This window comes from Bradyrhizobium sp. NBAIM03, from assembly GCF_020194055.1.
Classification (GTDB): Bacteria; Pseudomonadota; Alphaproteobacteria; order Rhizobiales; family Xanthobacteraceae; genus Bradyrhizobium; species Bradyrhizobium yuanmingense.
The window spans coordinates 113,912-140,821 of sequence record NZ_JADYVS010000011.1 but is presented as its reverse complement, the minus strand read 5'-3'; the positions used below and the strand labels follow the sequence as shown (position 1 = coordinate 140,821).

Genomic DNA, 26,910 nt, shown 5'->3' with positions numbered 1-26,910 from the left:
CCGTTGACTTGGATCAATGGAGCGAGCCGCGCCGCACCCACGATCCGCATCACCTTTAGAGGATCGGGAGAGAGAGAGATGTCCAAAGACGCCAAGCCCGCACAGAAGCGTATCGACCAGTTCTTTTCCGGCCCGGGCGCGCGGGCAGACGACTGGCGCGACCTTGTGGAAGCAGCAAAGACCTGGGCGCGCGTCGGCAATCGCACAGCCTATGACGCGGCGTTGGCCGATCTTTCGATCATCGAAGAATTTCACGGCTATCCCGGTCCGCACCTCATGGCGGCGCTGCGGGAAGCAGCGGTCGCCGGCGACGGTGCATCATCGTTCGCCCTTGCGACGAGAATTGCCCAGGCACTGGCGACGCGATCCTTCCGCCAACATGCCGGTGACTGGAGCCCCAAGGACGACGGCAACGGCGATGCGCCCGAGCTGGCGCCGCCGGCCTTTGGCGCGCACAGCGCGCGCAGGCCGTATTTCGAAACCCTGATCGTCACCGGCGTATCTTCCAGCCAATGGCCGGCGCTGGCCGCGGAATGGCGCAAGCTGCGGCGCCCGGTCGACGCGTTCATCTATGAACCTGTGATCGTCGGCAGCCTGGAGGACGCTTTCTGTGCGACGATGCTCAATCCGAACATCGGAGCCGTCATCATCAACGAGGGCTTTGGCCTGCGTTCGCGGCACGATGCACCGGTGTTGCGCTCGATCATGGCCTCGGCCGGTCTCAACGACGAAACCGACGCTTCGGCGCTGCGGCTCGCCCAGATCATCAAGCGCGTCAGGCCCGAGCTCGACCTTTACATGATCTCGAACCGCGACGTGGAGGAGCTCGCCGGCAATCCCGAGGCGGATGTGGTCCGTCGCATCTTCTATTCCGTTGAAGAGCTGCTGGAACTCCACCTATCGATCCTCGAAGGCATCCAAGATCGCTACGACACGCCGTTCTTCGACAATCTCAAGAAATACGCCCAGCGTCCGATCGGCACCTTCCACGCGCTGCCGATCGCCCGCGGCAAGTCGATCTTCAAGTCCGACTGGATCCGGGACATGGGCGAGTTCTACGGCCCGAACCTGTTCCTGGCCGAGAGCAGCGCCACCACCGGCGGTCTCGACAGCATGCTGGAGCCGACCGGCAACATCAAGAAGGCGCAGGAGAAGGCGGCGAGGGCGCTCGGCGCCGACCGCGTCTTCTTTGTTACCAACGGCACATCGACGTCCAACAAGATGGCGGTGCAGGCGCTGCTCGCGCCCGGCGACATCGCGATTGTCGACCGCAATTGCCACAAGTCGCATCACTACGGCATGGTGCTGGCCGGTGCGCAGCCGCTCTACGTCGAAGCCTTCCCGATGACGGAATATTCGATGTACGGCGCGGTGCCGCTGAAGACCATCAAGCAGGCGCTGCTGGGCGCCAAGGCCGATGGCCGGCTCGACCGCGTCAAGATGGTCGACCTCACCAACTGCACGTTCGACGGCCATATCTACAACACACGGCGGGTGATGGAGGAATGCCTCGCCATCAAGCCCGATCTGATCTTCCTGTGGGATGAAGCCTGGTTCGGCTTCGCGCGTTTCTCGCCATTCCTGCGCCGCCGCACCGGACTTGGCGCGGCCAACGAGATCGAGGCATGGATGCGCGATCCCAAGTCGGTCGCGGCCTATGAGAAGCAGCAGGCCGAGCTCGGCAAGAACCCGTCCGACGAGGTGCTGCTCAAGACCCGGCTGATCCCGGACCCCCGACAGATCCGGCTGCGCGTCTACCAGACCAACTCGACCCACAAGTCGATGTCGGCGATCCGCCAGGGCTCGATGCTCTCGGTCAAGGACGTCGAATTCCACACCGTGGAGCAGCAGTTCAAGGAAGCGGTGTTCACCCACGCCTCGACAAGCCCGAACCAGCAGCTGATCGCGAGCCTTGACATCTCACGGCGGCAGATGGAGCTGGAGGGCTATGGCCTCGTCGCCAATGCGATCGAGATCGCGTTCGCGATCCGCCAGGCGGTCAACAACAACCCGCTGATCTCGAAATATTTCCGCATCCTCGGTGCCGACGCCATGGTGCCGGCGCAGTACCGCCAGAGCGGCTTCACCGACTTCCTCGCCCCCGGCGTCAACTGGGCGAACACGCTGAAGAGCCTGGACGAGGACGAGTTCTGCCTCGACCCGACCCGCATGACGCTGGTATGCGGCACGGCCGGCTATGACGGCACGCAGTTCAAGGGCATTCTCGCCAACGAGTACAACATCCAGGTCAACAAGACCTCCCGCAACTCGGTGCTGGTCCAATCCAACATCAACAACACTCGCAGCGACGTCGCGCATCTCGTTCGCGTGCTCGCCGAGATCGCGGGCGAGATCGACCGCGGCCTGGCCCAGGGCGGTGCCAATGCGCGAAAGACCTTCGAGGCACGGGTGACGAGCCTCATGAAGGACGTGCCCGATCTGCCGAACTTCTCGCATTTCCACCCGAGCTTCCGCGGCGATGCTGGCACCAAGACCAACGAGGGCGACATCCGCAGCGGCTTCTACGCGGCCTATGACGTCGCCGGCTGCGAGCACATCCGCCTCAACGATCCCGAGATCGACCGGCGGCTGAAGGCCGGGCCCGAGCTCGTCTCGGCCAACTTCGTGATCCCGTATCCGCCGGGCTTCCCGATCATGGTGCCCGGCCAGGTCATCACCCAGGAGACGATCGACTTCATGCGCAAGCTCGATGTGAAGGAGATCCACGGCTACGACGCCAAGGAAGGGCTGAAACTCGTACGGACGGAAGCCTTGGCCAAGCTCGGCAGGCCAAAGCCCAGCGCCCAGCCGAAGCTCAAGGCCGCGTCATAGGTCGGGAGGGGACGAACATGCAGGCATTTTTCCAGTTCTTGCAGCAGTACCCGTATCTGCTGCTGTTCTTCGTGGTCGGTCTCGCCGTCTATATCGGCCGAGCCAGCATCAAGGGTTATGGCCTCGGCATGGTCGCCGGTGCCATCGTGGTCGGCGCGGGCATCTCGGTCTGGGCATCCAGCTATGGCGTGAAGCTGGAGTTGAACAACTTCGCCAAGAGCCTGTTCTACTATCTCTTCATGTACGGCGTCGGCCTGCGCGTAGGTCCGTCCTTCGTCAACAGCCTGCGGGGCGACGGGATCAAATTCTTGTTCCTCGCGGTGGTGTCGAGTGTGATCGGCCTGACCCTCGTCGTGCTTGGGGCGAAGCTCTTCGCATTGCCGCCCGGTGCGGCTGGCGGAATGCTGGCGGGATCGCAGACCATGTCGGCGGCGATCGGCTCGGCCGAGCAGGCCGTCACGTCGGGAGTCGTGAAACTGCCTGCCGGGATGAAGCCCGAGGATGCCTCCGGCATGATCGCTTTGTCCTACGGTATTACCTACATTTGGGGCACCGTCGGCATCATCCTGATCTGCAAATACCTGCCGCGCTGGTGGGGCGTCGATGCCATGGCCGCCGCCAAGAAGTATGAGCAGGAGTTCGGCGTCAAAGATCTCGAAGGCGGCGCCCTGACCGGCTACCGTCAGTTCGGTCTGCGGGCCTACCGGCTGGAGAATCCTGCGACGATCGGGATGAGCATCGCCAAATTCCGCACGGTCAATCCCGAGTACCGTATCGTCAATGTCGGGCGCAATGGTGAGCCGCAGGGGGCTGATCCCGAGCTCGTGCTGCAGAAGGGCGATATCGTCGCGCTGGGCGGATCGACCGAGCATCTGACTGAGAAGATGGGCCTGATTGGTCCGGAGGTCGCCGATGCCAAGACGCTCGGTATACCCATGGACCAGGCGGAAATCGTCGTCTTCAACAAGGACGTCGTCGGGCGGACCTTCGAGTCCTTCCGCGACACGGCCATCGCCGGCCAGCTGCAGGTGACCAAGGTCGAGCGGGGCGGGGTGCAGATCCCGGCCGGTCTCAAGACCAAGCTGGAGCGCATGGACATCGTCTCGGTGGTCGGCCTGAAGTCGGCGGTCAACGAGCTCGGCGAGATGTGGGGCCGCATCGCGCGCGCCAACACCTCGACCGACTTGCTGACCCTGTCGGTCGGCATGATCATCGGCTTCCTCATCGGCATGATCGAATTCCCCGCCTTCGGTGCCAAGGTCGGTCTCGGCAATGCCGGCGGGCTGTTGCTGTCCGGCGTGATCGTGTCCTCGGTCGTGTCGCGGCTGCGCTTCTTCGGCAATACGCCGAACGCGGCGCGAAACGTGCTTGAGGATCTCGGCCTTGTTGTGTTCGTCGCGATCGTCGGGGTCAATGCCGGCGCCGGCCTGTTGGCTCAGCTCACCGGCGCGGTCGCGCTCAAGATCTTCATCGTCGGCTTCATCGCGTGCACGATCCCGCCGTTCATTGTGTGGGCGATCGGATACCACGTCTTCAAGATCAATCCGGCGGTTCTGATGGGCGGCGTTGCCGGCGCGCGCTCGCATTCCGGCCCGTGCCGCGAGGCCGCGGTCGAGATCCAGAGCTCCGTGCCCTGGATCGGATTCCCGGTCGGCTATGCCGTCTCGGGCATCCTTCTCACCATCTTCGGCTACTTCGCGATGATCCTGGCTCAATAAGGGGAAGAAAACGTCATGAGAAAACTGTCCTTCGGCGCCGTCCTGGTCGCTTCGCTCGCCGCTGTTGCCGGCTTTAGCACGTCCGCGCGTGCCGACACCGGCCAGGTCGCGGTCGTCTTCACCAAGGGTGGCTTCATCGTCGGCGCCGGTGGCGGTGAGGGCGTTCTGGTCTACCGGGGCAAGAAATACCCATTCACGGTGTCTGGCATGAGCGTGGGCCTCACCATCGGAGCGTCGACCACGAAGTTCGTCGGCCGCGCGCTCAATCTAAAGGGGCCGGCGTCGATCGAAGGCTCTTATGCCGTGGGAGGAGCGGGTGGGGCAATCGCCGCAGGTGCCGGCGCCGTTCAGTTGCAAAACAGCAATGGCGTGATCCTCCAGCTCAGCGGCCCGCGGGTCGGCGCGGAAGTATCGGCTGCAGTCGGTGGCGTCACGATCCGCCTGAAATCGAGTTGAAGGGGTCGTATGGCCATTGAGCGATCGACGGCAGCGTCGGGCCCCTAGGGCATGATCCGGAAAAGTGTGTAGCGGTTTTCCGAATAGAACATGCTCAAACAACAACCTAAAGCGCGATGACGATTCATTCCAATCGCATCGCGCTTTAGCGGCCTGACGCTGCTCAATAGCGCTGCGCGACGAAACTCATTTTCTTGAGGCTGGCCTGGTCGTTGTAGCGTCCCTTGTCGGAGCGCTTCGGCAGTTTGATCTTGTCCTTCTTGATGCGCTTGAAGGGGATGGCGCCGAGAAGGTGCGCGATGCAGTTGAGCCGCGCCCTTCGTTTGTCGTCAGAGCGGACGATGTTCCAGGGCGCATCCTTCGTGCTGGTCTTCTTCAGCATCAGGTCGCGCGCGCGCGAATAATCGTACCAGCGACGGAAGGATTCCAGGTCCATCGGACTGAGCTTCCACTGTCGGACCGGGTCGTCGATGCGGGCCTTGAAACGGCGCTCCTGCTCGTCCATGCCGACCTCGAGCCAGATCTTGATCAGGATGATGCCGCCGTCGATGACGTATTTCTCCATCTGCGGGCACAGGTTGAGGAAACGCTCGTGCTCGGCGGGGGTGCAGAAGCCCATGACGTACTCGACACCGGCGCGGTTGTACCAGCTCCGGTCGAAGATCACGATCTCGCCGCCGGCCGGAAATCGCTCCATGTAGCGCTGGAAGAACAATTGTGTCTTCTCGCGGTCGGACGGCGCGGGCAGGGCGACGACCCGGAACACGCGCGGGCTGACCTTCTCGGTGATCGCCTTGATCGTGCCGCCCTTGCCGGCGGCGTCCCGACCCTCGAACAGGACGATGACCCGGAGCTTGTTTTCCCGCACGTAGTCCTGGAGATGGCACAGCTCGACCTGGAGCTTCTCGAGCTCCTTCTCGTAATCCTTCCGCTTCATCCGCTCCGCAGGGCCGTCCTTCGCCATGCCGATCCCACCTGTTGCTAATCGTCCCAGGAAATGGTCACGCCGATGTCGCCGGGCACGCCGCCCGGAAAATCGATGATCTGATAGGCGATGCGATAGCCGCGCGGTTTCAGGTAATCGGTCCAGAGCTGGAAGATCTCCTTGGGAATTCCGGTCAGGGTGTTCTCCCAGCCCTTCTCCATCTGATTGATGGCGCGGCCCTTGTCCGTGCAGAGCGAATTGGGGAAGCGATAGACCAGCACTTCCGTGAGGCCGTTGCGCACCGCGCGCTGGATCACGGTCGAGGCGAGCTTGATCTTCTCCTCCTCGGTCTTGCCCGAGGGCTTGCTCAAGCGCTCGATCAAGGCGCGCTTCTCCGCCTCGGCCGCGGCGGCAAGGCGCACATATTCCTCCGCCTTTTCGGCTTCCTTGAGGGCGGCTTCCTTACGAATCTGGGCTGCGCTGGGGATGAGATCGTCTAGGCCGGGCATGGCGGGCGGCTCCTGATGGTTGTCCAATCAGCATGCGGCTGACGCTAGGGTTGGCCCTGACGTGTTCCCTTGACTCAAATCAAACAAACGCGAACATACCCGAACACAGTGCCGCCCATGGACGTTTTGACCGGGAGAGACGTTTGAGCGAGCAGCTTCATCCGATGGCACCGCATCATCTGCCGTTTTATCTCGCACCGGGGAGCGGGACCGATACGCTGATGGTGGTGATGGGCGTATTCCTGATCGGGGCCGTGCTCTGGGTCGGCACGCTCTACTGGAAACTGCACAGCCTGCCCGAGCGGATGGCGCACAAAACGCATAAACTGCAGTTCGAGTTAGTCGCCGTGCTCGGCCTGATCTCGCTGTTCACGCACATGCACATCTTCTGGATCGCCGGACTGCTCCTCGCAATGATCGATCTTCCGGATTTCGGCACGCCGCTGCGCAGCATTGCCGGGTCCGTCGAGAAGATCGCCGACGCGACGCCGGCCTCCGATGCGGAGGAAGTCCAGGCTGAGGCGGCCGTCGCACCGCCCCCCGCGGACAAGCCGGGACCCGCCAAGGAGAAGGAGCGCAGTCATGCTTGAGCTGCTGATCTGCTCCCTCGTCACGATCCTTCCGGACTACCTGTACCGCCGCTACGCCCAGGGCAAGCGCTTCGGGAAGGAAATCACCTTCTTCTCGGTCTGGTACGAGCTGCGCTGGGGCATCACCGCCTGCCTGATGCTGACGGTGTCGCTCATCACCATGATCTTCTACTTCCATCCGGCGACATCGTCGGCGACGCTGTACTTCCGCACCGTGCCAATTCTGCCCGAAGGCTCGGGCCGTGTTGCCGAGGTCAAAGTCGGCTTCACCGCGCCCGTCAAACAGGGCGATGTGCTGTTCACGCTCGATAGCTCGAAGCAAAAGGCTGCGGTCGAGACCGCCAAGCGGAAGGTGGCAGAAGTCGATGCCGCCATGCAGACGGCGCAGGCCGACGTGGTCAAGGCCGAGGCGCAGCTCGGCGAAGCGAGGGCCAACTACCAGCAGGCCAAAGACGAGCTCGAGGTCAAGACCGAGCTCCAGCGCCGCAATCCCGGCATCGTTCCACAGCGTGACATCGACAAGCTCCAGGTGCTGGTCGATCAGCGACAGTCCGGCATCGACGCCGCGACGGCGGCGAAGCAGTCAGTGTCCTTGCAGGTCTCGGCTCTGCTGCCGGCCCAGAAGGCCAGCGCCGAAGCCGCGCTCGACCAGGCGCAGGTCGATCTCGACAAGACTTTCGTACGCGCCGGCGTCGACGGGCGCGTCGAGCAGTTCCTGGTTCGCCCCGGCGATGTCGTCAACCAGCTGATGCGTCCGGCCGGTGTTCTCGTTCCGGAGGGCGCGGGCCGCAAGGCGCTCCAGGCCGGTTTCGGCCAGATCGAGGCGCAGGTCATGAAGACCGGCATGGTGGCGGAAGCGACCTGCATATCCAAACCCTGGGTCATCATCCCCATGGTGATCACGACGGTGCAGGACTACATCGCGGCCGGGCAGTTTCGCACCGGAGAGCAGCTCATCGACCCGCAGAATGCCGTCCGTCCCGGCACGATCCTGGTTTTCCTGGAGCCGCTCTACAAGGGCGGTCTCGACGGTGTCACGCCGGGCTCGAGCTGCATCGTCAACGCCTACACCAGCAATCACGAGGAGATTTCGGCCAAGGACACCTCGACCAGCCGGAAGATCGCGCTGCACGTCGTCGACGGCGTCGGCCTCGTGCACGCGCTGCTGCTGCGGATCCAGGCGCTGTTGCTGCCGATCCAGACGCTCGTGCTGAGCGGCGGGCATTGAACGAGAGAAGAGGACGGACGAGACGTGGTCTCCGAAAGTCGTCCTCGCCTGCCATTTCGGCCGCCGGCGCCTATTATGCGCCGTCCTGCGCGCAAGTCGTGGGCGCCTATGGCCGCGTCGTCACGCGCTGCTGAGGCCTGCCTCGGGGGCTGTCCGTATGGTGCGATTCCAGCTATTATTGCCTGGAAAGCAGCTGCCGTAAGCTGTGAGGGTGCAGCATGAGCGGGGGCGCGTGCATAGACTGGCTGAAGCCACGGCTCGCGGCTGCGCTCCTCTGTTTCGGCCTGCTCGTGGCCGAGTGCCTCTCGGCCGGGCAAGCCGGTGCGGTCGAGCGGAGCCGGCGCGGCGAGCTCAAACGCGTGCTGTTGCTGCATTCCTTCGGCCGCGAGTTCCGGCCGTGGAGCGAATATGCGCGCGACATCAAGTCCGAGCTCGAGCGGCAATCGCCCTGGCCGCTCGATATCCAGGAGCACGCGCTGCTCACCGCGCGCTTCAACAACCCTGGTCCCGAGGCGCCGTTCGTCGAATATCTACACTCGCTGTACCAAGGTGCGGTGCCGGACATCGTCTTGAGCATCGGCGCGCCTGCCGCCCGCTTTGCGCAGAAATATCGCGCCAGGCTGTTCCCCGATGCACCGTTGATCCTCTCCGCGGTCGAGCATCGGCTGATTAATCGCACCGACCTCTGCGACAACGATGTCGTGGTGGCCGTCCGCAACGATTTTGTCGCGGCCTTCGACAACATTCTTCAGGTCCTGCCCGATACAAAATCGATTGGAATTGTGGTCGGAGCTTCGCCGCTCGAGAGGTTTTGGACGGAGGAGCTGAAGCGGGAGCTGAAACCTTTTGCGGAGCGGATCGAACTCGTTTGGTACTCGGATTTGTCGTTCGAGGAGATCCTGAAGCGCTCATCGAAGCTCCCGTCTCACACCGCGCTGTTCTGGGGGCTGATGTCCGTCGATGCGGCCGGGGTGGTCTATGAGAGCGACTGGGCGCTGCGCAGCCTGCATGCCGTCGCGAACGCCCCGATCTTCTCCTACCAGGAGCCGTTCTTCGGCGAGAGCACGGTCGGGGGACCGATGCACTTGATTGGGGAAACGACGTCGCGGACCGTCAGCGCCGCGATCGGCATTCTTGGCGGCGCGAAACCGGCGAGCATCAATTATGAGCCGATCGCCTTCGCCGCGCCGCGTTACGACTGGCGCGAGCTGCAGCGCTGGGGCATCAGCGAGAGTCGCCTGCCCAAGGGAAGCACCATCCTGTTTCGCGAGCCGAGTATCTGGCAGCGCTATCACTGGCAGATGCTGATGATCTCGGCTGTGTTCCTGGTCCAGACCGGACTCATCAGCGGGCTCCTGCACGAGCGTCGCCGGCGCCGCGTCGCCGAAGTCGAATCGCGTCAGCGGCTGGCGGAACTCGCCCACGTCAACCGCTACTCGGCAGTTGGCGAGCTGACCACATCGATCGCACATGAACTGAACCAGCCACTCGGATCGATTCTGACCAATGCGGAGACTGCAGAGCTCATGCTCAGGGCCGCTCAGCCCGACCTTGTCGAGATTCAGCAGATCCTCGCCGACATCAGAAGGGACGACCAACGGGCGAGCGAGGTGATCCGTAGGCTGCGCAGCGTTCTGAAAAAGACCCCGTTTGAGGTCAAGCACATCGAGCTCAACGATACAGTGCGCGAAGCAATCGATCTGGTGAAGGCCCTCGCTCAGGGACGCCGGATCACGTTGAGCTATTTGCCGGCCCTGGCCGGCCTTCACGTCAAGGGAGATCCGGTCCAGCTTCAGCAGGTCATTCTCAACCTGATCATCAACGCAATGGATGCGATTTCCGATGCGGACGCCGGAAAGCGGGAGGTCAGCGTGTCGACGCTCAGCACCGGCAATCAGGCCGAGATCAGGATCGCCGACACCGGGCCCGGAATACCCGCCTCCGATCTCGCAAGCCTGTTTGATCCGTTCTTCACGACCAAACCGCAAGGCATGGGCATGGGCCTTGCAATCGCCAGAACCATCGTCGAGGCCCATCACGGCACGATCGCTGCTGCGAACCAGCCTGCGGGCGGCGCACTGTTCACGATCAGGCTTCCGACCGCTCGCTGAGCGGGCGGTATCTTGATCTTGATCAAACATCACGGCGCTGAAGCCGTTCTCTCTCGATCGCATGACGAGTACGACAGGCGAGCGTGAGGCGTATGAGACGTCGTGACTTCATGACGCTGGTTGGTGCTGCTGCTGCGTTGCCGGTCCTGGCGAAAGCCCAGGACCGAATGCCCGCCGTCGGCGTGCTGACGGGCAATGTCGCTGGTGATCCCGGCGCGCAAATGCGCGTGGATGCCTTTCAGCAGGGTCTCACCGATCGAGGCTGGATCGCCAACCAGAACTTCCGGCTGGAGGTGCGCTGGCCGGGCCCCGATCCGGCGCGCCAGAAGTTGGAGGCGCTCGAGCTCGTCGCCGCGGCGCCCGACGTTCTGTTCTCGACCAGTACGGGATCGACACGGGCGCTGCGCGATGCAACGCAACGAATTCCGATCGTCTTCGTGGGGCTTTCCGATCCGGTAGGAACGGGCCTCGTCGCCAATCTGGCGCGTCCGGCCGGAAATCTGACCGGCTTTTCGCTCTATGAGCATTCGATGAGCGGGAAGTGGCTCGGCCTATTGAAGGACATGGTGCCGGGAATGAACCATGCGGCCCTGCTGTTCAATCCGGAATCGTCACCCTACGGACCGTTCTATGTTCAAGCGGCGCACCAGATGGAAAGCCGTCTCGGCCTCAAGATCGCCGGTGCGAGCGTTCGCAGCGGTCCGGAGATGGCGGGAGCGATCGAGACGGCGGCGCGCACAGGCGGCGGCCTCGTCGTGCTGCCGGATGGCGGCTTCTTCGGATCCCACAGCGCGATGGCCATTGCATTGCTGGCGCAGCGGCGCGTGCCCGCCATCTTCGCAGTCCGTTTCTACGCGTCGAATGGCGGGCTGATGTCGTATGGTGCAGATCTGACCCAGCAATTTCGTGATGGCGCCGGCTATGTCGACCGTCTCCTGCGCGGTGCCGATATCAGCACTCTTCCGGTGCAATTTGCCACCAGGTTCGAGCTCGTCATCAACATGAAGACGGCCAGGGCCCTCGGCCTGACGGTGCCGAACCGGCTTCTGCTGGATGCCGAGCTGATCGAATGATTATTCGATCTTGCGCTGCAGCAGCCGCGATGACCCGTTTCGTTGATCTCGATCAACAAATGCTTGCGCCCCGGCTTGATCCTCCCGCACTGAAGTCCGAGGGAGGATGTGATGTTTCGTTGCGGCAAGACCCTGATGGCGCTGGCGCTGTTGATGGCGACTTCGGTCGCCGCAATGGCGCAGACCCCAACGACGCCTGCAGCCCCGGCGCCGCAGGCGCAGCCTGCCAGCCCGCCCGCACCGGCGGCCGAGCTCCTGAAGCCCGAGCAGCTCGAGGCCCTCGTCGCGCCGATCGCGCTTTATCCGGACGAGTTGCTCGCCAATGTACTGGCCGCCTCGACCTATCCGCTGGAGGTGGTGCAGGCCGACCGTTGGCTGAAGGAGCGCAAGAGCCTGAAGGGCGATGCGTTGAAGACGGAAGTGGAGAAGCAGGGCTGGGACGACAGCGTCAAGGCATTGGCGAGCACCGCCGATGTCCTCGCGATGATGAGCGAGCAGCTCGACTGGACCAAGAAGCTGGGCGATGCCTTCCTCGCCCAGCAGCCCGACGTGATGGACGCGATCCAGCGTCTGCGCACCAAGGCCTATGACAACAAGAAGCTCGTCACCACCAAGCAGCAGAAGGTCAGCGTCCAGTCTCAGGAAGGCAAGCAGGTCGTCGTGATCCAGCAGGCCGATCCCGCGGCGATGTACGTGCCGTATTACGACCCGGCGACGGTCTACGGCAGCTGGCCCTATGCGGAGTATCCGCCCTATTATTGGGGCTACCCGTCTTATATCGGCGCCGGCGTGGTCGCGGCTGGCATCGCGTTCGGCACCGCCTGGGCGATCGGACGCTGGGGCAATTACTGGGGCGGCGGCTGCAACTGGGGCAACCGCAACGTCTATGTCAACCATCGCACCACGAATATCGGCAATGGCTGGCAGCACAATCCGGCGCATCGCGGCGGTGTGCGCTACAACAACAGCAATGTTCAGCAGCGCTTCGGCAACAACAATCTGAAGGCCGGCGTGTCGGACCGGATGGATTTCCGCGGCCGCGACGGCAACCAGGTGCTGCGCCCCGACCAGGGTGCCGGGGACCGGGCGGGAGATCGTGCGGGTGATCGCGGCGGTCCAGGAGATCGCGCTGGAGATCGCGCAGGTGATCGCGCCGGCAATCGCGGCGACCGTCCGGGCGCGGGCGATCGCCCCAGCGCAGGGACGCGCGACCGGCCCGGCGGCGGAGATCGTGCCGGTGCCGGTGATCGTGCCAAGGGCGCGACCAAGGGCGGCGGCGATCGCGCCAAGGCTGCGAACCGCGCCGGCGGCGGTTCGGCCAATCGCGGCGGCGGCAATCGCGGCGGTGCCATGAACGTCTCCTCCGGCCGCTCGGCTGCCGCGGCATCCGCACGCGGCCGCGCCAGCATGGCGAGCATGCCGCGCGGTGGCGGCGGCGGACCAAGCTTTGCCGGCCGCGGCGGCGGTGGCGGAATGGCGATGCGTGGCGGCGGTGGAGGCGGCTTCCGTGGCGGTGGCGGCGGCGGCCGGCGCTCGGATATCGCGCTCAAGCATGACATCGTCCTGCTCGGGCACCTTTCGAACGGCCTTGGCTATTATCGCTTCAGCTATATCGGCAGCGACAAGGCTTATGTCGGCGTGATGGCGCAGGAGGTCGAGCAGGCGATGCCCGCTGCCGTGACCCGCGGCAGCGACGGCTATCTGCGCGTCCATTACGAAAAACTCGGGCTGGCGTTCCGCACCTATCGCGACTGGCTCGCCGGCGGCGCGAAAATTCCTGCGGAGGTGATGCCATGACCGGCATGAAATCGTTTAGCCGTGCGCTGATACCCGGCGTCCTCGCGCTCGCGCTGCTCGGATCGGCCTCTCTCGCACAGGAATCCTACAAGACACCGGAAGAGGCCGCGTCTGCGCTCGCCGCCGCGGTCAAGAGCGGCCCGAAAGACATCTTGAAAGTGCTCGGCAGGAATGCGGAGGACATCGTGTCGTCCGGCGACGAGATTGCGGACAACGACATTCGGGCGCGTTTCACTGCGATGTACGACGCCAAGCACGGCATCAAGGCGGAGGGCAACAAGACCGCCACCTTGATGCTCGGGCCGGACGATTTTCCGTTTCCAATTCCGCTGGTCAACACCAGGACGGGTTGGGCGTTCGACACCGACGAGGGACGCATTGAGGTGCTGCGCCGTCGCATCGGCCGCAACGAGCTCGACGCGATCCAGACCGCGCTCGCCTTCGTCGACGCGCAAAACGAATATGCGGAAAAGGACCGCGGCGAGGGCGTCGGCGTCTACGCGCAGCGCATCTCCTCCTCGCCCGGCAAGAAGGACGGCCTGTTCTGGCGCGACGACAGCGACCCGAGCCCGCTCGGCGCGCTCGCGGCCGAAGCAACGAAGGAGGGCTATCGCGGCGGTGATGTCGGGCCGACGCCCTATCACGGCTATTACTTCCGGATTCTCAAAGCGCAGGGGCGGGATGCGCGCGGCGGTGCGCTCAACTACGTCGTCAAGGGCAAGATGATCGGCGGCTTCGCCCTGATCGCCTGGCCCGCGGAATACGGCAATTCGGGCGTCATGACCTTCCTGGTCAATCATGACGGCGTCGTCTACCAGAAGGATCTCGGCAAGCGCACCGAGTTCATCGCCCAGCGCACCACGTTGTTCAATCCCGATGAAACCTGGAAGAAAGTCGATGCCGCAAAACCCTGAGCCGCGCATGCGCGCATTTCGCCTGGTCGCGCTGCTCCTGCTCGCGCTCGGGCTGACCCTGCCGGCGGCGCCGTCCTTCGCGCAGGCCACCGGTCAGGTCAGAGTGAAGATCGTCAAGGCGGGCCTCCTGGCCGGCGGTGGCGCCGGCAGCGGCGTGTTGACGTACCGGGGCAAGACCTATCCCTTCAGCGTCAGCGGCGTGAGCTTGGGCATCACGGTCGGTGCAAGTGTCGGTCGCCTCGACGGCTGGGCATCCGGCATTAGGGAGGTCAGAGATTTTGCCGGCAACTACAGCTCCGTCGGCGGCGGCTTTGCGCTGGTCGGCGGTGCCAACGGTGTGCACCTCCGCAACGAAAAGGGCGTCACGATGGTGCTGCAAGGCCCGAAGGCGGGACTCGAGCTGGCGGCCAATATCAGTCGGATCACGATCGCTTTGAGGTGAGGCTCAAGCCGGGCGCGCGGATCAAAGCGTGAGCGACAGGTGCACCGTTCTCGGATCGTCACTCCGCGCGAGCTTGAAGCCCGCCTTCGCAAACATGCTTCGCATGGCCCCGTTGTCGGACAGAACTTCCGCGATGAGCTCTCGTACGCCTTGCTCGCGCGCGATGTCCGTCAGATGCCTCAGCAACAGCGAGCCTATGCCGCGACCCTGCCAGGCATCCACCACGACGAAGGCCATCTCGGCCCGGCCGGGCTCGACGACGACGTACCGGCCGCCGCCGATAATGGCGTATCGACCCTGTTCCTCGGCGAGAGCGGCCAGCGCAACGTGATTGCTGAAATCCACGTCCATGAAGAAGGCACGCTCCTTCTCCGAGAAATGCCGTTTCAAAACGAAGAACCGGCTTTGCAGCGATTGCGGTCTAGTGCGCGCAATGGCAGCGAGCATGTCCGCCTCGTCGCTGGCGCGAAGCGCGCGGATTTCGGTCGGAGTGCCGTCCTTCAGGACGGTTTGCACGCTGTAAGTTGCAGCTTGTGACATGCCGATGTCGCTCTTTCAAAACCGCCCGGCCGGGTCTCATGCCCTATAATGCAGGATAGACGCCTCCGAAGCGTGCAGATCATCTTGACCTAGATCAACGTTCGTCCTCGCTCCAAGCCGTCAATTGGCCGAGGCGACGAAGAGGTCGAGAACATGTCCATGCACAAGATGCAAATTCCGGGCGGTCCCATGTCGGGGCTGGTCGCCTCGGCAGTCGAATACCTCGTCGATGCGGGACAGCGCAGTATCCTGTTCCTGGATATCATGCGCCGGCGCGGGGACCAGTACAGGGAACACCTCGCGCAAACCGCCCCGCATGTTCTGCAATATGCGGCGGAGTTGATCATGGACGGGCGCCAGCTCGCCGAACCCGTCAATTACGCGCTGGTGCGCATCGTTCCGCCCGCCAATGTCGAGATCGACATGAACCGGCGGCCGTTCGTCGTGGTCGATCCGCGTGCGGGCCACGGCCCCGGCATCGGCGGCTTCAAGGCCGACAGCGAGATCGGGGTGGCGATGAAAGCAGGCCATCCCTGCTACTTCATCGGATTCCTGCCGGACCCGATGCCCGGTCAGACCATCGAGCGCATCGCGCGTGCCGAAGCCATCTTCATCGAAAGGGTCATGAGCCTTCACCCGGATGCCGACGGCAAGCCCTGCGTGATCGGCAATTGTCAGGCCGGATGGGCCGTCATGATCCTGGCCTCGCTACGTCCCGAGCTATTCGGCCCGCTGATCATCGCCGGCGCGCCGCTGGCCTATTGGGCCGGCGTGCACGGAAAATATCCGATGCGCTACTCGGGCGGGCTGTTGGGCGGAAGCTGGTTGACGGCCCTGACCTCCGATCTCGGCGCCGGCAAGTTCGATGGTGCTTGGCTGGTGCAGAACTTCGAGAACCAGAACCCGTCGAATACGCTCTGGACCAAGCAATACAACGTCTATTCCAAGGTCGACACCGAGGCGGATCGTTACCTCGAATTCGAGCGTTGGTGGGGCGGCCACGTCAACCTGAACGCCGAGGAGATCCAATTCATCGTCGATGAGCTGTTCGTCGGCAACAACCTCGCGGCCGGCAACATCGAAATGTCCGATGGCCGGAAGGTCGACCTTCGCAACATCAGATCCCCGATCGTGGTGTTCTGCTCGGAGGGCGACAACATCACGCCGCCGCAGCAGGCGCTGCATTGGATCCTCGATTGCTATGCCGATGTCGATGAGATCAGGGCCTATGGCCAGACCATCGTCTACACCGTGCACCAGAACATCGGCCATCTCGGCATCTTCGTCTCCGGCGGCGTCGCCAAGAAGGAGCACGCGGAATTTTCCAGCAACATCGACCTCATCGACGTTCTGCCGCCCGGACTCTATGAAGCGACGTTCGAGGCGAAGGATGAGGAAACCGCAAGTTCGGATCTGGTCGTCGGCCAGTGGGTGATGCGCTGCGAAGCGCGGACGCTCGACGACATCCGCGCCATGGGCGGCAATTCGCCTGAGGACGAGCGACGCTTTGCCACCGCCAAACGAATCTCGGAAATCAACCTGGCGGCCTATCGAAAATTCGTCCAGCCATGGCTCAAGCGCATGGTGACGCCACAGATGGCCGAATGGGCTCACAACATGCATCCGCTGCGGCTGCAATACGAGCTGTTCAGCAGCCAGAATCCTTTCATGGCGACGGTGAAATCATTGGCCGAGAAGGCCGCCGAGAAGCGCAAGCCGGTCGCTGCGGACAATCCGTTCCTGGCGTTCCAGGAGCAGATCTCGAAGCAGGTCGTTCACGCCCTCGACAGCTGGCGCGATTCACAGGAGGCGCTCAGCGAAGCGATGTTCCTCAGCGTCTATGGATCCCCGGCGCTCCAGGCGGCGGTCGGGATCGATCCGACGTCCACGCCGTCGCGTCGGCGTGAGATGTCCGCCGAGCATCGCACCATGCTCGAGAAGCGCATTGCCGAGCTGAAGTCGCGGATCGGTGAGGGCGGCCTCCGTGAAGCGGCGTTGCGCGCTTTGCTCTATGTCGGCTCGGCACGGGGGATGGTGGACGAACGCAGCATCGAGGCTCTGCGCCGGGTCCGCCGGGATCATGGCGGCGCACGCATGTCTCTTGCCGAATTCAAGATGCTGGTACGCGAGCAGTTCTTCATGCTGCTGCTCGACCGGGAAGGGGCGCTCGCTGCAATCCCGAAATTGCTGCCTGACGACATGAACGTTCGCCGCGCAGCATTCGAGGCGATCGAGCAGGTGCTGTCGGCCAGTGCGGATGTCACCGGCGAGCGCGCCAACCGGCTGCGGCAGATCGCCGGCCTGTTTGGCCTCGACACCGCGGAAGGTGCCGAAAGGGCGTCGAACGTTGCCCCTTTCGATCCCAAGGCGAAGGCGTCGTAACGCGAGTTGCAAGGATCGGGAGCGACATCATGTCAGCAGATGCGACGGCCACGCAGTCTCCCAGCAAGTATGATCGCCTGATCGCGGCGGCCAGGGCAATCCCGCCGACGCCGACCGTCGTGGTGCATCCCTGCGATGAGACATCCTTGCGCGGCGCCGTCGACAGCGCGTCTGCCGGCATCATCCGGCCGCTCCTGGTCGGACCGGAGCGGAAGATCCGGGATACGGCTAGCACGTTCGGCCTGGACATCTCGGGTTATGAGATCGTGGATGCCGCGTACAGCGACGAAGCCGCGGCGAGGGGTGTCGAATTGATCCATGCCGCGCGCGGCGAACTGCTCATGAAGGGCAGCCTTCACACCGACGAGCTGATGCGAGCCGTCACGGCCAAAGTCGGGGGATTGCGCACCGATCGGCGCATCAGCCACGTTTTTGTCATGGATGTGCCGGCCTACGCCGAGACGATCTTCGTCACTGACGCCGCAATCAACATCTTCCCCGATCTGGACGCCAAGCGGGACATCATTCAGAACGCGATCGATCTCTACAATCAGGCGGGCTTCGGCAAGTCGCCGCGGGTGGCCATCCTTTCCGCGGTCGAAACCGTCACATCGAAGATTCCATCCACGATCGAGGCCGCGGCGCTCTGCAAAATGGCGGATCGCGGCCAGATCACGGGCGGCGTGCTCGACGGGCCGCTGGCGTTCGACAACGCGATCGACCTCGAATCCGCACGGATCAAGGGCATCAAGTCCGAGGTGGCCGGCCGCGCTCAGATCCTGGTCGTGCCCGATCTCGAAGCGGGCAACATGCTGGCCAAGAACCTCGCCTATTTCGCCAAGGCCGACGGCGCCGGCATTGTGCTCGGCGCGCGCGTCCCCGTCGTCCTGACCTCGCGTGCGGACAGCCCAAGAGCGCGGATGGCGTCCTGCGCGGTTGCTGCACTTTATGCTCACGCGCGGCGCCAGAAGGCGCCGACAGTCGCGGCGTGACCGCCATGGACAGCATACTCGTCGTCAACGCCGGCTCCTCGAGCGTCAAGTTCCAGGTCTTTGCGGTCGAGGGTGAGGGCGTTCTGCGCCGCCTGATCAAGGGGCAGGTGGACGGCATCGGCAGCCGTCCGCGCTTGCGGGCGAGCAGGGCAGGCAATGATCCCATGGCGGACCGGGCCTATCCGATCGAGGCCATTCCGGACGTGCCGGCGGCGATGCAAGTCGCGGGGGAATGGCTGCGGAACGAGGCGCGCATCCATCCATTGGCGGTCGGGCATCGCGTCGTCCATGGCGGGCCGGATCATGAGCGGCCAATTCTCGTCGATCATGGCGTGGTGGCACGGCTGGAACGCTTCGTCACGTTAGCGCCGCTGCATCAGCCGCACAATCTCGCGCCGATCCGCTCGATCCTGGCCAATTTCCCGACGATACCCCAGGTCGCGTGCTTCGACACCGCGTTTCACCGCACGCACGGTCCGCTGGCCGATCATTACGCCATCCCCTACCAGCTTCACGCCGAAGGTGTGCGACGTTACGGCTTTCACGGGCTCTCCTATGAGTACATCTCCAGGACCTTGCCCCAGATTGCGCCAGAGGTCGCAAAGCGCCGGGTGATTGTCGCCCATCTCGGCAGTGGCGCGTCGATGTGCGCGATGAAGAATGGGCTGAGCGTCGAGAGCACGATGGGATTCACCGCGCTCGATGGGCTGCCGATGGGCACGCGCCCGGGCCAGCTCGATCCGGGCGTCGTGCTGTACCTATTGTCCGAGAAGGGGATGACGCCGTCGAAGGTGCAGGATTTTCTCTATCGCGATTGCGGATTGAAGGGGCTTTCCGGGCTCAGCAACGACATGCGCGAGCTGGAGGCGAGCACGGATCCGCAAGCGAAGCTGGCGGTGGACTATTTCGTCTATCGCATCGGCCTCAACGCCGGAATGCTGGCGGCGGCGTTGCAGGGGATCGATGCCTTCGTCTTCACCGCCGGCATCGGCGAGAACTCGAGCGGCATCCGCGCGCGTGTGGCGGAGCAGCTCGGCTGGCTTGGCGTGGCACTCGACCCGGCCGAGAACACGCGCCATTCGCGGCTGATATCGGCAAAGACGAGTCTCGTTCCGGTCTACGTCGTCCCGACGGACGAGGAGCTCATGATTGCGCAGCACACGCTGACGCTGTTGATGAACGGCCAATCGCCCAACCCCAGAAAAGAGAGGGTGTCATGATTCCAGTATTTCCGGACAGCAAGGTCGCACTAAAGGGGAAGAAGGGCCTCGTCGTCGGCATCGCCAATGACCAATCGATCGCCTGGGGCTGCGCCAGGGCGTTTCGCGCGCTCGGAGCCGATCTCGCCGTCACCTATCTGAACGACCGCGCCAAGAAGCACGTCGAGCCGTTGGCGCAGGCCCTGGAAGCGCCGATCTTCCTGCCGCTCGACGTCATGGTCGAAGGCCAGACTGAAGCGGTATTCGAGCGGATCAAGTCGGAGTGGGGGCAGCTCGATTTCCTGCTTCATTCCATCGCCTTTTCGCCGAAGGAAGCATTGCACGGCCGCGTCGTCGATGTCGGCCGCGACGGCTTTCTGAAGACCATGGACGTCTCCTGCTGGTCGTTCCTGCGGATGGCACATCTAGCCGAACCCCTGATGAAGAACGGCGGCACGATGTTCACCATGACCTATTACGGCAGCCAGATGGTGGTGGAGAACTACAACATCATGGGCGTCGCCAAGGCGGCGCTCGAAGCCGCGGTCCGCTATGCCGCTGCCGAGCTCGGTCCGAAGGGCATCCGCGTGCACGCGATCTCGCCAGGGCCGCTCGCCACCCGCGCGGCCTCGGGCATTCCGGAGTTCGATGAGCTAATGGACAAGGCGCAATCCAAGGCGCCCTCGCGCAGCCTCGTCAGCATCGACGATGTCGGCAACGCCACCGCGTTCCTGGCGCTCGACGGCGCTAAGCTGATCACCGGTGGCGTGCTCTATATCGACGGCGGCTATCACATCATCGATTGAGCGCGCAATCGCGCGTTGTCATGCCGGCGGTACGCCGATGCCGATGCACTCGAGTAATTCGCGCCAGAGCTTGCGGACGTCGGCGTGACGCTGCGCGAGCGCCGCACTGACCGCGTCGCGATGCGGCGCAAGGTCTGTGCTCTTCAGAAACAGAATCTGGGCCTGCAACAGCCGGCCACTCTCAAATTCGATCCGGCGTAGCGCCATAACAAAAGGATCCTGCGCATTGGCCTCGATCGGTAGGATCGCAGCCGGCCGTATGCCGGCATGCACGGCGTGGGCAAGCGCTGCGAGGTGAATCATTTGGGCAAGGCGAGGGTCTGCGATCCCTTCGACCGGTGCAGGCAGCCAGGCGGACTCCCAGGAGGCGAGCATGTAACCCAGGGAAGGATCCAGCACCCAGGACGTGGCGCGCAGCAGCAGCGAGACGATCTCGGTCTCGCGATAAAATTGAGCATTCAATTCGGTCTGCCATGCCGCGTCGAGCCTCGCGGGCAGCATGAAAGCGAATTGCCGAGCCAGGGCGCCGTGCGCCGAAATCAGGAATGCTGCGACCTTCGTCTGCTGGTTCGGTGGAATGCGACCGTCCGGCGCGACGGGACCGAGGAAGCCGCTCATGGCAGTGCTCGCTTGACCGGGATGGCACGCAGATGATCGTAGCCGGCAGGAAACGGCGTGAGCTCGCCGCCGGGCTGGTCCGGCGCCACCCAGACCGCTTGATTGCCCTGCCAGCGGCCGGCCAGCACGTCTTCGGCAAAGCGCGCCAGCAGATCGGCGGTCAGTGCCCCTTTCTCCAGCGTGAAGGCGTGATAGGCCCTGGGGATGATCACCAATGAGCTGTTCTGAATCTCGACACGCAATGTTTCGTGGAGAGCCCGCGGCGTCAGGAAATCGAACTCGCCGTTGAGAATCATGGTCGGAACGGCGATCGCGGACAGGCGCGGCGTGAGCGGCTGGAAGTCGAAGAAAGATTCCATCAGGTTTTGCAGCGCGTAGACGTCGTTGACCAGCCAACCTTGCCGCTTCACGCTCTCGAGCTTGTCCAGCAGTGGCTTCAGCCATTGGTCCGAGAGGTTCATGGGCAACAGGAGATCCTGGAGGTAACTCGTGCCACCGAGGATCAGGCCGGTCCGCAGCGCATTGCCAAGCAGCAAGAGTTGCGGCGACAGCTCCGCAAAGCAGCTCATCGGCACCAGCCCGGCCAGCCGCTTGCCATGCTCGATCGCATATCGCAGCGCGATCAGGCCGCCAAAGCTGATCCCGCTCAGAAAGATCGGACCGTCCCCGAGTTCGTCGATGAGGAGGCGCAGTGCAGCGACTTGATCGTCCTGGCTGATGAAGAGCCTCGGCTTGTCGGAGGCGCCCTGGCCGAGAAGATCGAAGGTCGCAACGCGAAAGCCTCGCGCCGACAAGGCCTCGCGATAGGCGCTCCACAGCTCGGAATATTGCGTCAGCCCGTTCACGAGAACATAGGCCGGTGCGCCCGCCGGCCCGTCGAGCTCATAGCGGATCCGATATGAGCCGTGGCTGAGGAAGGGCATCGCGAGGGTACCGCCGGTCTTTTGATGCCCGCGATCCTCGATTCCTCCGAGCGGATTCCATTGAGCTAGATCAAACCTTCCCCGGCCGCCCTGCCTAGCGTTTCAGGAAAATCTTCCAGGGAGGATCGCATCATGGCCGAACGAGATGCGTTGAATCGTTGCCTGTTGAGCCTGATCGTGCTGCTGCTCGGAACGGCGATCGCAACCGCACAGCCTTTCACGCGCCGTTCGTCGCAGGTGCAGCATGACGGGCTGAAGAAGACCTACGAGATCGCCAACTTCCGCCTGGGCGGCAAGTACGACCTGACCGACCCTTCCAAATGGGAGAACGGCGGCGAGGGCGGCGTCACGCTGGAATCGCTCGGGGCCGGCAAGCTGCGCACGGCTTACATCGCCGTCGGCAACGCAAGGCGCAACGCGGCGGGCGAGATCACCAATGCCATCGTGATCAACTCCTATTATTCCGGCGATTCCACCGACATGTACGAACAGTGGGTCAAGGGTGCGGCGTTGTCGGGTGGCGTACCCATCATTGGTCCGGGCCGGCCGATCGATACGGATCGTTACTATGTCATCATGGTCGATCCGCTCGGCACTTGGGGCGCGAGCAAGCCATCCGACGGCCTAGGCATCAAGTTTCCGCAATACAGCTACTACGACATGGTGCAGGCGAACTACCGCCTGCTGCGCGACGAGCTGAAGGTCGCGCGCGTCGCGCTGGTGACCGGCGTCTCCATGGGTGGCACGCAGACCTACGTCTGGGGCGTGATGCATCCGGAATATGTCAGCGCCCTGATGCCGATCGGCGGCACCACGCAATCGGATGGCGACGACCCGGTCGGCAACTGGACTTTCCAGATGATGACAGCCGCGATCCAGGGCGATCCGGTCTGGCAGGCGACCGAGGGCGATTATTACAAGCTCCCGAAGGAAAAGCATCCGGTGCCGGGCGTGGCCTTCGGCTGGTCGATCCTCGGCATGACGGGTTATGACTTTTCCTTCCGTACGACCCAGAACTGGGCGGCGGTACAGCCCGAGATTTTCTATTGGGATCCACCGAACGAGAAGGCCGGCCTCAACGTCACCAATCGCGCCAAGCTCTACGACGCCGTCGATCTCGTCTGGCGCAATCGGGTCGGCGAGACCCATAACGTCAATCCCTATCTCGGTCGCATTCAGGCTCGCACGCTGGTGATGCACATCACCAACGACCTCTGGCTCAACTTCAAGCTGGCGCAGAAGGCTGTCGATCGCGTGCCCGGCGCTGATCTTATCGCACAGGAGAGCCCCGTCGCGCACTACGGCGTGTTCCCGATCATCAACCAGCGCAAGAACGATCCGAAGTTCGTCGCCTTCATGGATGACGTGGCGGCCCTCGATCGCGCCCAGAAATTCGTCGACAAGAATTACCGCGTGCCCGGCGTCGCCCAGACGATTGATCCCAAGAAGTCGTTCTGGAAGGCCTACGTGACCTATCCCTATCCGGTCAAATTCGGCAGTGCCAAGGACAAGAGCGGCAATTCCTGGGAAATCGGCTACATGGACGAGTATGCCGGCACCGACAAGGATCCGAAGGTGCTCGTCATCATCCACGGCAAGGGCGCGTTCGGCGGCCATTACGGCAACATCATGCAGTATGCGCTGCGCAGCGGCCTGCGCGTGATCGTGCCGGACCTACCGCATTACGGCATGTCGGGGCCCGGCAATCTCGACAAGAATCCTGCTCGCACCATGCAGGACATGCGCGAGGTGATCTACGACCTCGTGGTCAACCAGCTCGGAGTCAAGAAGGCGTACTATCTCGGCCACTCGCTCGGCGGCCAGTTCGTCGTGGGCTACGCCCTGACCTGGCCTGATGCGGTGCAGGGCCTCGCCTTGGAGGCGCCGTCCGGCCTCGAGGAATATCCGCGCGAGATCACCATTGCCAAGGACAAGAAGGCGCCTCTGTTCGCCGACGGTCTCGGCCGAGACTTCGACAAGTGGAAGCAGGTCTGGGACCAGACCGGTATTCTCGCTGCGGAAAAGGCGCGGAGCGAGCAGAACGTCCGCGACTTCTTCTACTTCAAGAAACGTGATCCGGACACCGGCGTGGTATCGGCTGCGAAGAGCGGATACTTCTTCAACGACAGCGAATATGCCCGTTTCCATACCGAGCAACGCGCCGGGCTTACCAAGGGCAACCCGAAGGAGCTCGATCAGTGGTGCAACGTCTTCATCTTCGACATCTACACGATCGGTGCTGAGCTCCAGCAGGATGACCCGAAGAACCTCTATGAGCGGGTCACCCAGATCAAAGCGCCGATCTTCCTGGCGTTCGGCGACAAGGAGCCGTTCATTCCGACGCCTGCGTTCAACGGCCTGACGGACCTCGGCCGCGACGTCATCACGCCGTTCATGACGCGTATGACCAATGCCGGCAACCGGCCGATGCTCAAGATCTATCCGGAGACCGGACACTTCATCCACACCGACAATCCAGTGGAATACGCTGCCGATGTCGTGGATTTCGTGACCAACGGGGAGGTGGACACATCATCGCCGCTCGGAACCGATCGCATGATCAAGGGCGCCGTCGTCTCTGCCTTGCCAGTGGCGCCGACACCGCCTGGAGCGGCTCCGACGGCTGGCCTCAACAAGTAGGGCCCGGCGATGCCAAGGGTGCAGGCGGGCGAACTCCGACTCGGCTGGCGGGAGTGGGGAGGAGGCGACGTCACCGTCGTCTTCATCCACGGAAATCTCGCCAGCAAGGACTGGATCGAGCTCGCCGCGCCATTGTTTCCGATCGGGCTCCGTGTGGTTGCAATCGATTGGCGCGGCTGTGGCGACAGCGACCGGCCGAAGCCGTCGGCCGACTATTCCAACTACTCCATGCGGCAGCACGCCGAGGACATGCTGGCGGCGCTCGATACGCTCGGGATCGGCTATTGCCATCTCGCGACACATTCCACCGGCGGCATCATCGCCGCCAGAATGCTGCTCGAGCAGCCGCAGCGCTTCGGCCGTGTGTTCGCGCTCGATCCGGTAACGCCGCTCGGCATGGCCTTCGATGCCGATCAGATCGGATTATTCAGGGCCATGATGTCGAGCAAGGAGCTGACGCGGTCCGTGATGGCTACAGCCGCTTCTTCGCTGTTCGTCCCGGAGAGCATGGGGCCGAACATGGTCCCTCGCTTTCGCGAGGGGCTGGGAGAGATCCAGACGCTGTTCGATCGGATCATTGGGCAGACCTTCGGCGTATCGGAGGGGATCTGGATCGGCACGCCGGTGAACCTGACGCGGGAGAAGGAGAGCCGTGAGCTGGAGCGCCGTATGTCCGAGATCCGGCATCCGCACCTCGTGTTGTGGGGCGAGCGGGACGGTTGGATCGCGCCGGCCGATCTCCGTGCTATGGCCGAAGCGATGCCGGATTGCCGGCTGGTCATCGTGCCAGGCGTAGGGCATTCGATGAACCTCGAATCGCCGGCACTTTATGCAGGCTATTTCGGCGCCTGGTTCGGAGGACGTGCCGCGTCACCATCCACGGCGCCAAGCTGATCCCCGGCGGGGCCTCGACGTCGACGGCGGCCACCACATCGTCGATTGACGCGCTGAGCAGTCCGGCGACCCACGATCGATGGTGACAATATTGCCAGTGTTTTGCCCGACGGAGCAACCGGTTCCGGGCGAACAGGAAACATCAATCAGATCAGCCCCATGTCTACTGTGCATGGGGTTGTTTTTCGACTCTTTGATTCAGCGATAGTGCAGAGCGATCAATTCGGCGACACAGGCCGGCCTTTTGCCGCCCTCGATCTCGATCACGAGGTGGTAGTTGACGCGCAGCCCGTCCGGCGGCACGTCCTCTGCTTCCGCGATCGTGACCCGGCCGCGTAACTTCGAGCCCGCCGGTACCGGCGCGAGATATCGGATGCGGTCAGCACCGTAATTCAGCGTGTTGCGCAGCCCCTTCAGGCCGATGACCGAGCGGATGAACAGCGGGGCAAGGGCAAGCGAGAGCAGGCCATGGGCGATGGTCTTGCCGCCCGGCATCTCCTGCTTGGCGCGCTCCTGGTCGACATGGATCCACTGCTCGTCGCAGGTCGCCTCGGCGAACTGGTTGATGCGGTCCTGCGTGATCTCGATCCAGTCGCTGGCGCCTATCTCGGTGCCGATTGCGGATTTGATCTCGTTGAAGTCGCTGAATATTCGCATGGGTTGACCTGTTCAGAGCTTCATTTCCGGAACATTGTCGGGAATGGCGAGTTCGGCCTCCGTCAAGGCCATGACCTCGCCGATGCTCATGCCGGGTGCTGTTTCCAGCAGCGTCGCCTTGCCATCGGGAAAACCGATCACGGCCATGTCGGTCACGACAAGGTTGACAGGGCGTGCCGAGGTCAGCGGCAGCGAGCATTTCACCACGATCTTCGACTTGCCCTTGGCCGCGTGCTGCATGGCGACGATCACGCGCTTGGCGCCGGTGACGAGGTCCATTGCGCCGCCCATGCCCGGGACCATCTTGCCCGGAATCATCCAGTTCGCGAGATGGCCATGCGCATCGACCTGGAGGCCGCCGAGCACGGTGACATCGACGTGGCCGCCGCGGATCAAGCCGAACGACATCGCGCTGTCGAAGGTGGATGCGCCCGGCAGCGCGCTGATCGGGCGTCCGCCGGCATCGGTGAGCGTCGGATGCGCCATGCCCTGCTCGGGAATCGGCCCGGTGCCGATCAATCCGTTCTCGGACTGGAAGAAGACCTTCAGGTCCGACGGCACGTAATTGGCGACCAGGGTCGGAATGCCGATGCCGAGATTGACGAGATTACCGCTCCTCAGCTCCTTGGCGACACGCCGGGCGATGATGATCTGGGGATCCATG

Annotated in this window: 23 protein-coding genes; 16 read left to right on the top strand and 7 right to left on the bottom strand. The window is 63.5% G+C overall.

What is annotated here, in order from left to right:
* Positions 1–78: 78 nt before the first annotated feature.
* From I6F21_RS18740 to I6F21_RS18730, 3 genes are read left to right on the top strand one after another with little or no spacing between them, the layout of a single operon-like run.
* Entirely contained in the window at positions 79–2,832 is a 2,754-nt protein-coding gene (locus I6F21_RS18740; protein WP_225140808.1) for a decarboxylase, read from the top strand.
* A gap of 17 nt (positions 2,833–2,849) precedes the next feature.
* On the top strand, positions 2,850–4,550 hold the full coding sequence (locus I6F21_RS18735) for a transporter (RefSeq protein WP_225140810.1): 1,701 nt from the start codon (positions 2,850–2,852) through the stop codon (positions 4,548–4,550).
* Between the two features lie 15 nt (positions 4,551–4,565).
* Positions 4,566–5,006, top strand: a complete 441-nt coding sequence (locus I6F21_RS18730) for a hypothetical protein (RefSeq protein ID WP_035999439.1) — start codon at positions 4,566–4,568, stop codon at positions 5,004–5,006.
* A gap of 163 nt (positions 5,007–5,169) precedes the next feature.
* On the opposite strand, the gene ppk2 is transcribed toward I6F21_RS18730, so the two are convergent.
* Together ppk2 and I6F21_RS18720 are read right to left on the bottom strand one after the other, a co-directional pair.
* Positions 5,170–5,970, bottom strand: a complete 801-nt coding sequence (gene ppk2, locus I6F21_RS18725; protein ID WP_109143802.1) for a polyphosphate kinase 2 — start codon at positions 5,968–5,970, stop codon at positions 5,170–5,172.
* Positions 5,971–5,987: 17 nt separating this feature from the next.
* Positions 5,988–6,440 carry a hypothetical protein gene (locus I6F21_RS18720; RefSeq protein ID WP_035999435.1) on the bottom strand — a complete coding sequence of 151 codons (453 nt, stop codon included), beginning with the start codon at positions 6,438–6,440 and terminating at the stop codon, positions 5,988–5,990.
* A 164-nt stretch (positions 6,441–6,604) separates the two neighbouring features.
* Here I6F21_RS18720 and I6F21_RS18715 point away from each other — a divergent pair, with 164 nt between their 5' ends.
* From I6F21_RS18715 to I6F21_RS18685, 7 genes are all read left to right on the top strand, one after another.
* On the top strand, positions 6,605–7,030 hold the full coding sequence (locus I6F21_RS18715; protein WP_035999432.1) for a hypothetical protein: 426 nt from the start codon (positions 6,605–6,607) through the stop codon (positions 7,028–7,030).
* Entirely contained in the window at positions 7,023–8,258 is a 1,236-nt protein-coding gene (locus I6F21_RS18710) for an HlyD family secretion protein (protein WP_036027994.1), read from the top strand. Before I6F21_RS18715 ends, I6F21_RS18710 begins: the two co-directional genes overlap by 8 nt.
* Positions 8,259–8,476: 218 nt before the next feature.
* Entirely contained in the window at positions 8,477–10,369 is a 1,893-nt protein-coding gene (locus I6F21_RS18705) for an ATP-binding protein (protein ID WP_225140812.1), read from the top strand.
* Between the two features lie 92 nt (positions 10,370–10,461).
* On the top strand, positions 10,462–11,442 hold the full coding sequence (locus I6F21_RS18700; protein ID WP_225140814.1) for an ABC transporter substrate-binding protein: 981 nt from the start codon (positions 10,462–10,464) through the stop codon (positions 11,440–11,442).
* Positions 11,443–11,553: 111 nt separating this feature from the next.
* Positions 11,554–13,239: a DUF3300 domain-containing protein gene (locus I6F21_RS18695; protein WP_225140816.1), complete on the top strand. Its 1,686-nt coding sequence runs from the start codon at positions 11,554–11,556 to the stop codon at positions 13,237–13,239.
* The gene (locus I6F21_RS18690; protein ID WP_225125430.1) at positions 13,236–14,153 is read left to right on the top strand and encodes a DUF2950 domain-containing protein; all 918 of its coding nucleotides are present in this window, start codon (positions 13,236–13,238) and stop codon (positions 14,151–14,153) included. Before I6F21_RS18695 ends, I6F21_RS18690 begins: the two co-directional genes overlap by 4 nt.
* 7 nt (positions 14,154–14,160) lie before the next feature.
* Positions 14,161–14,595: a hypothetical protein gene (locus tag I6F21_RS18685; RefSeq protein WP_306469113.1), complete on the top strand. Its 435-nt coding sequence runs from the start codon at positions 14,161–14,163 to the stop codon at positions 14,593–14,595.
* A gap of 21 nt (positions 14,596–14,616) precedes the next feature.
* Here I6F21_RS18685 and I6F21_RS18680 read toward each other — a convergent pair whose 3' ends face one another.
* Positions 14,617–15,135, bottom strand: coding sequence for a GNAT family N-acetyltransferase (locus tag I6F21_RS18680; protein WP_225140818.1), 519 nt, complete (start codon positions 15,133–15,135; stop codon positions 14,617–14,619).
* Between the two features lie 153 nt (positions 15,136–15,288).
* Between I6F21_RS18680 and I6F21_RS18675 the strand changes: the two genes are divergently transcribed.
* From I6F21_RS18675 to fabI, 4 genes are read left to right on the top strand one after another with little or no spacing between them, the layout of a single operon-like run.
* A complete protein-coding gene (locus tag I6F21_RS18675; protein ID WP_225140820.1) occupies positions 15,289–17,517 on the top strand; it encodes a DUF3141 domain-containing protein in 2,229 nt (742 codons plus the stop codon).
* 29 nt (positions 17,518–17,546) lie between these two features.
* Entirely contained in the window at positions 17,547–18,509 is a 963-nt protein-coding gene (locus I6F21_RS18670; protein ID WP_225140822.1) for a phosphate acetyltransferase, read from the top strand.
* A 5-nt stretch (positions 18,510–18,514) separates the two neighbouring features.
* Positions 18,515–19,729, top strand: coding sequence for an acetate/propionate family kinase (locus I6F21_RS18665; RefSeq protein WP_035999405.1), 1,215 nt, complete (start codon positions 18,515–18,517; stop codon positions 19,727–19,729).
* The gene (gene fabI, locus I6F21_RS18660; RefSeq protein ID WP_025035483.1) at positions 19,726–20,514 is read left to right on the top strand and encodes an enoyl-ACP reductase FabI; all 789 of its coding nucleotides are present in this window, start codon (positions 19,726–19,728) and stop codon (positions 20,512–20,514) included. The genes I6F21_RS18665 and fabI overlap by 4 nt, the downstream gene beginning before the upstream one ends.
* Positions 20,515–20,532: 18 nt before the next feature.
* On the opposite strand, the gene I6F21_RS18655 is transcribed toward fabI, so the two are convergent.
* Entirely contained in the window at positions 20,533–21,132 is a 600-nt protein-coding gene (locus tag I6F21_RS18655; protein ID WP_225140824.1) for a hypothetical protein, read from the bottom strand.
* Positions 21,129–22,055: an alpha/beta hydrolase gene (locus tag I6F21_RS18650; RefSeq protein WP_225140826.1), complete on the bottom strand. Its 927-nt coding sequence runs from the start codon at positions 22,053–22,055 to the stop codon at positions 21,129–21,131. Before I6F21_RS18650 ends, I6F21_RS18655 begins: the two co-directional genes overlap by 4 nt.
* Positions 22,056–22,187: 132 nt before the next feature.
* On the opposite strand from I6F21_RS18650, the gene I6F21_RS18645 reads away from it, so the two are divergent.
* Together I6F21_RS18645 and I6F21_RS18640 are read left to right on the top strand one after the other, a co-directional pair.
* Entirely contained in the window at positions 22,188–24,695 is a 2,508-nt protein-coding gene (locus I6F21_RS18645; protein WP_225140828.1) for an alpha/beta hydrolase, read from the top strand.
* Positions 24,696–24,704: 9 nt separating this feature from the next.
* Positions 24,705–25,589 carry an alpha/beta hydrolase gene (locus I6F21_RS18640; protein ID WP_225112860.1) on the top strand — a complete coding sequence of 295 codons (885 nt, stop codon included), beginning with the start codon at positions 24,705–24,707 and terminating at the stop codon, positions 25,587–25,589.
* Between the two features lie 198 nt (positions 25,590–25,787).
* On the opposite strand, the gene I6F21_RS18635 is transcribed toward I6F21_RS18640, so the two are convergent.
* Positions 25,788–26,246 carry a MaoC family dehydratase gene (locus I6F21_RS18635; protein WP_036039469.1) on the bottom strand — a complete coding sequence of 153 codons (459 nt, stop codon included), beginning with the start codon at positions 26,244–26,246 and terminating at the stop codon, positions 25,788–25,790.
* Between the two features lie 12 nt (positions 26,247–26,258).
* A complete protein-coding gene (locus I6F21_RS18630; RefSeq protein WP_036028009.1) occupies positions 26,259–26,909 on the bottom strand; it encodes a 3-oxoacid CoA-transferase subunit B in 651 nt (216 codons plus the stop codon).
* Position 26,910 lies beyond the last annotated feature (1 nt).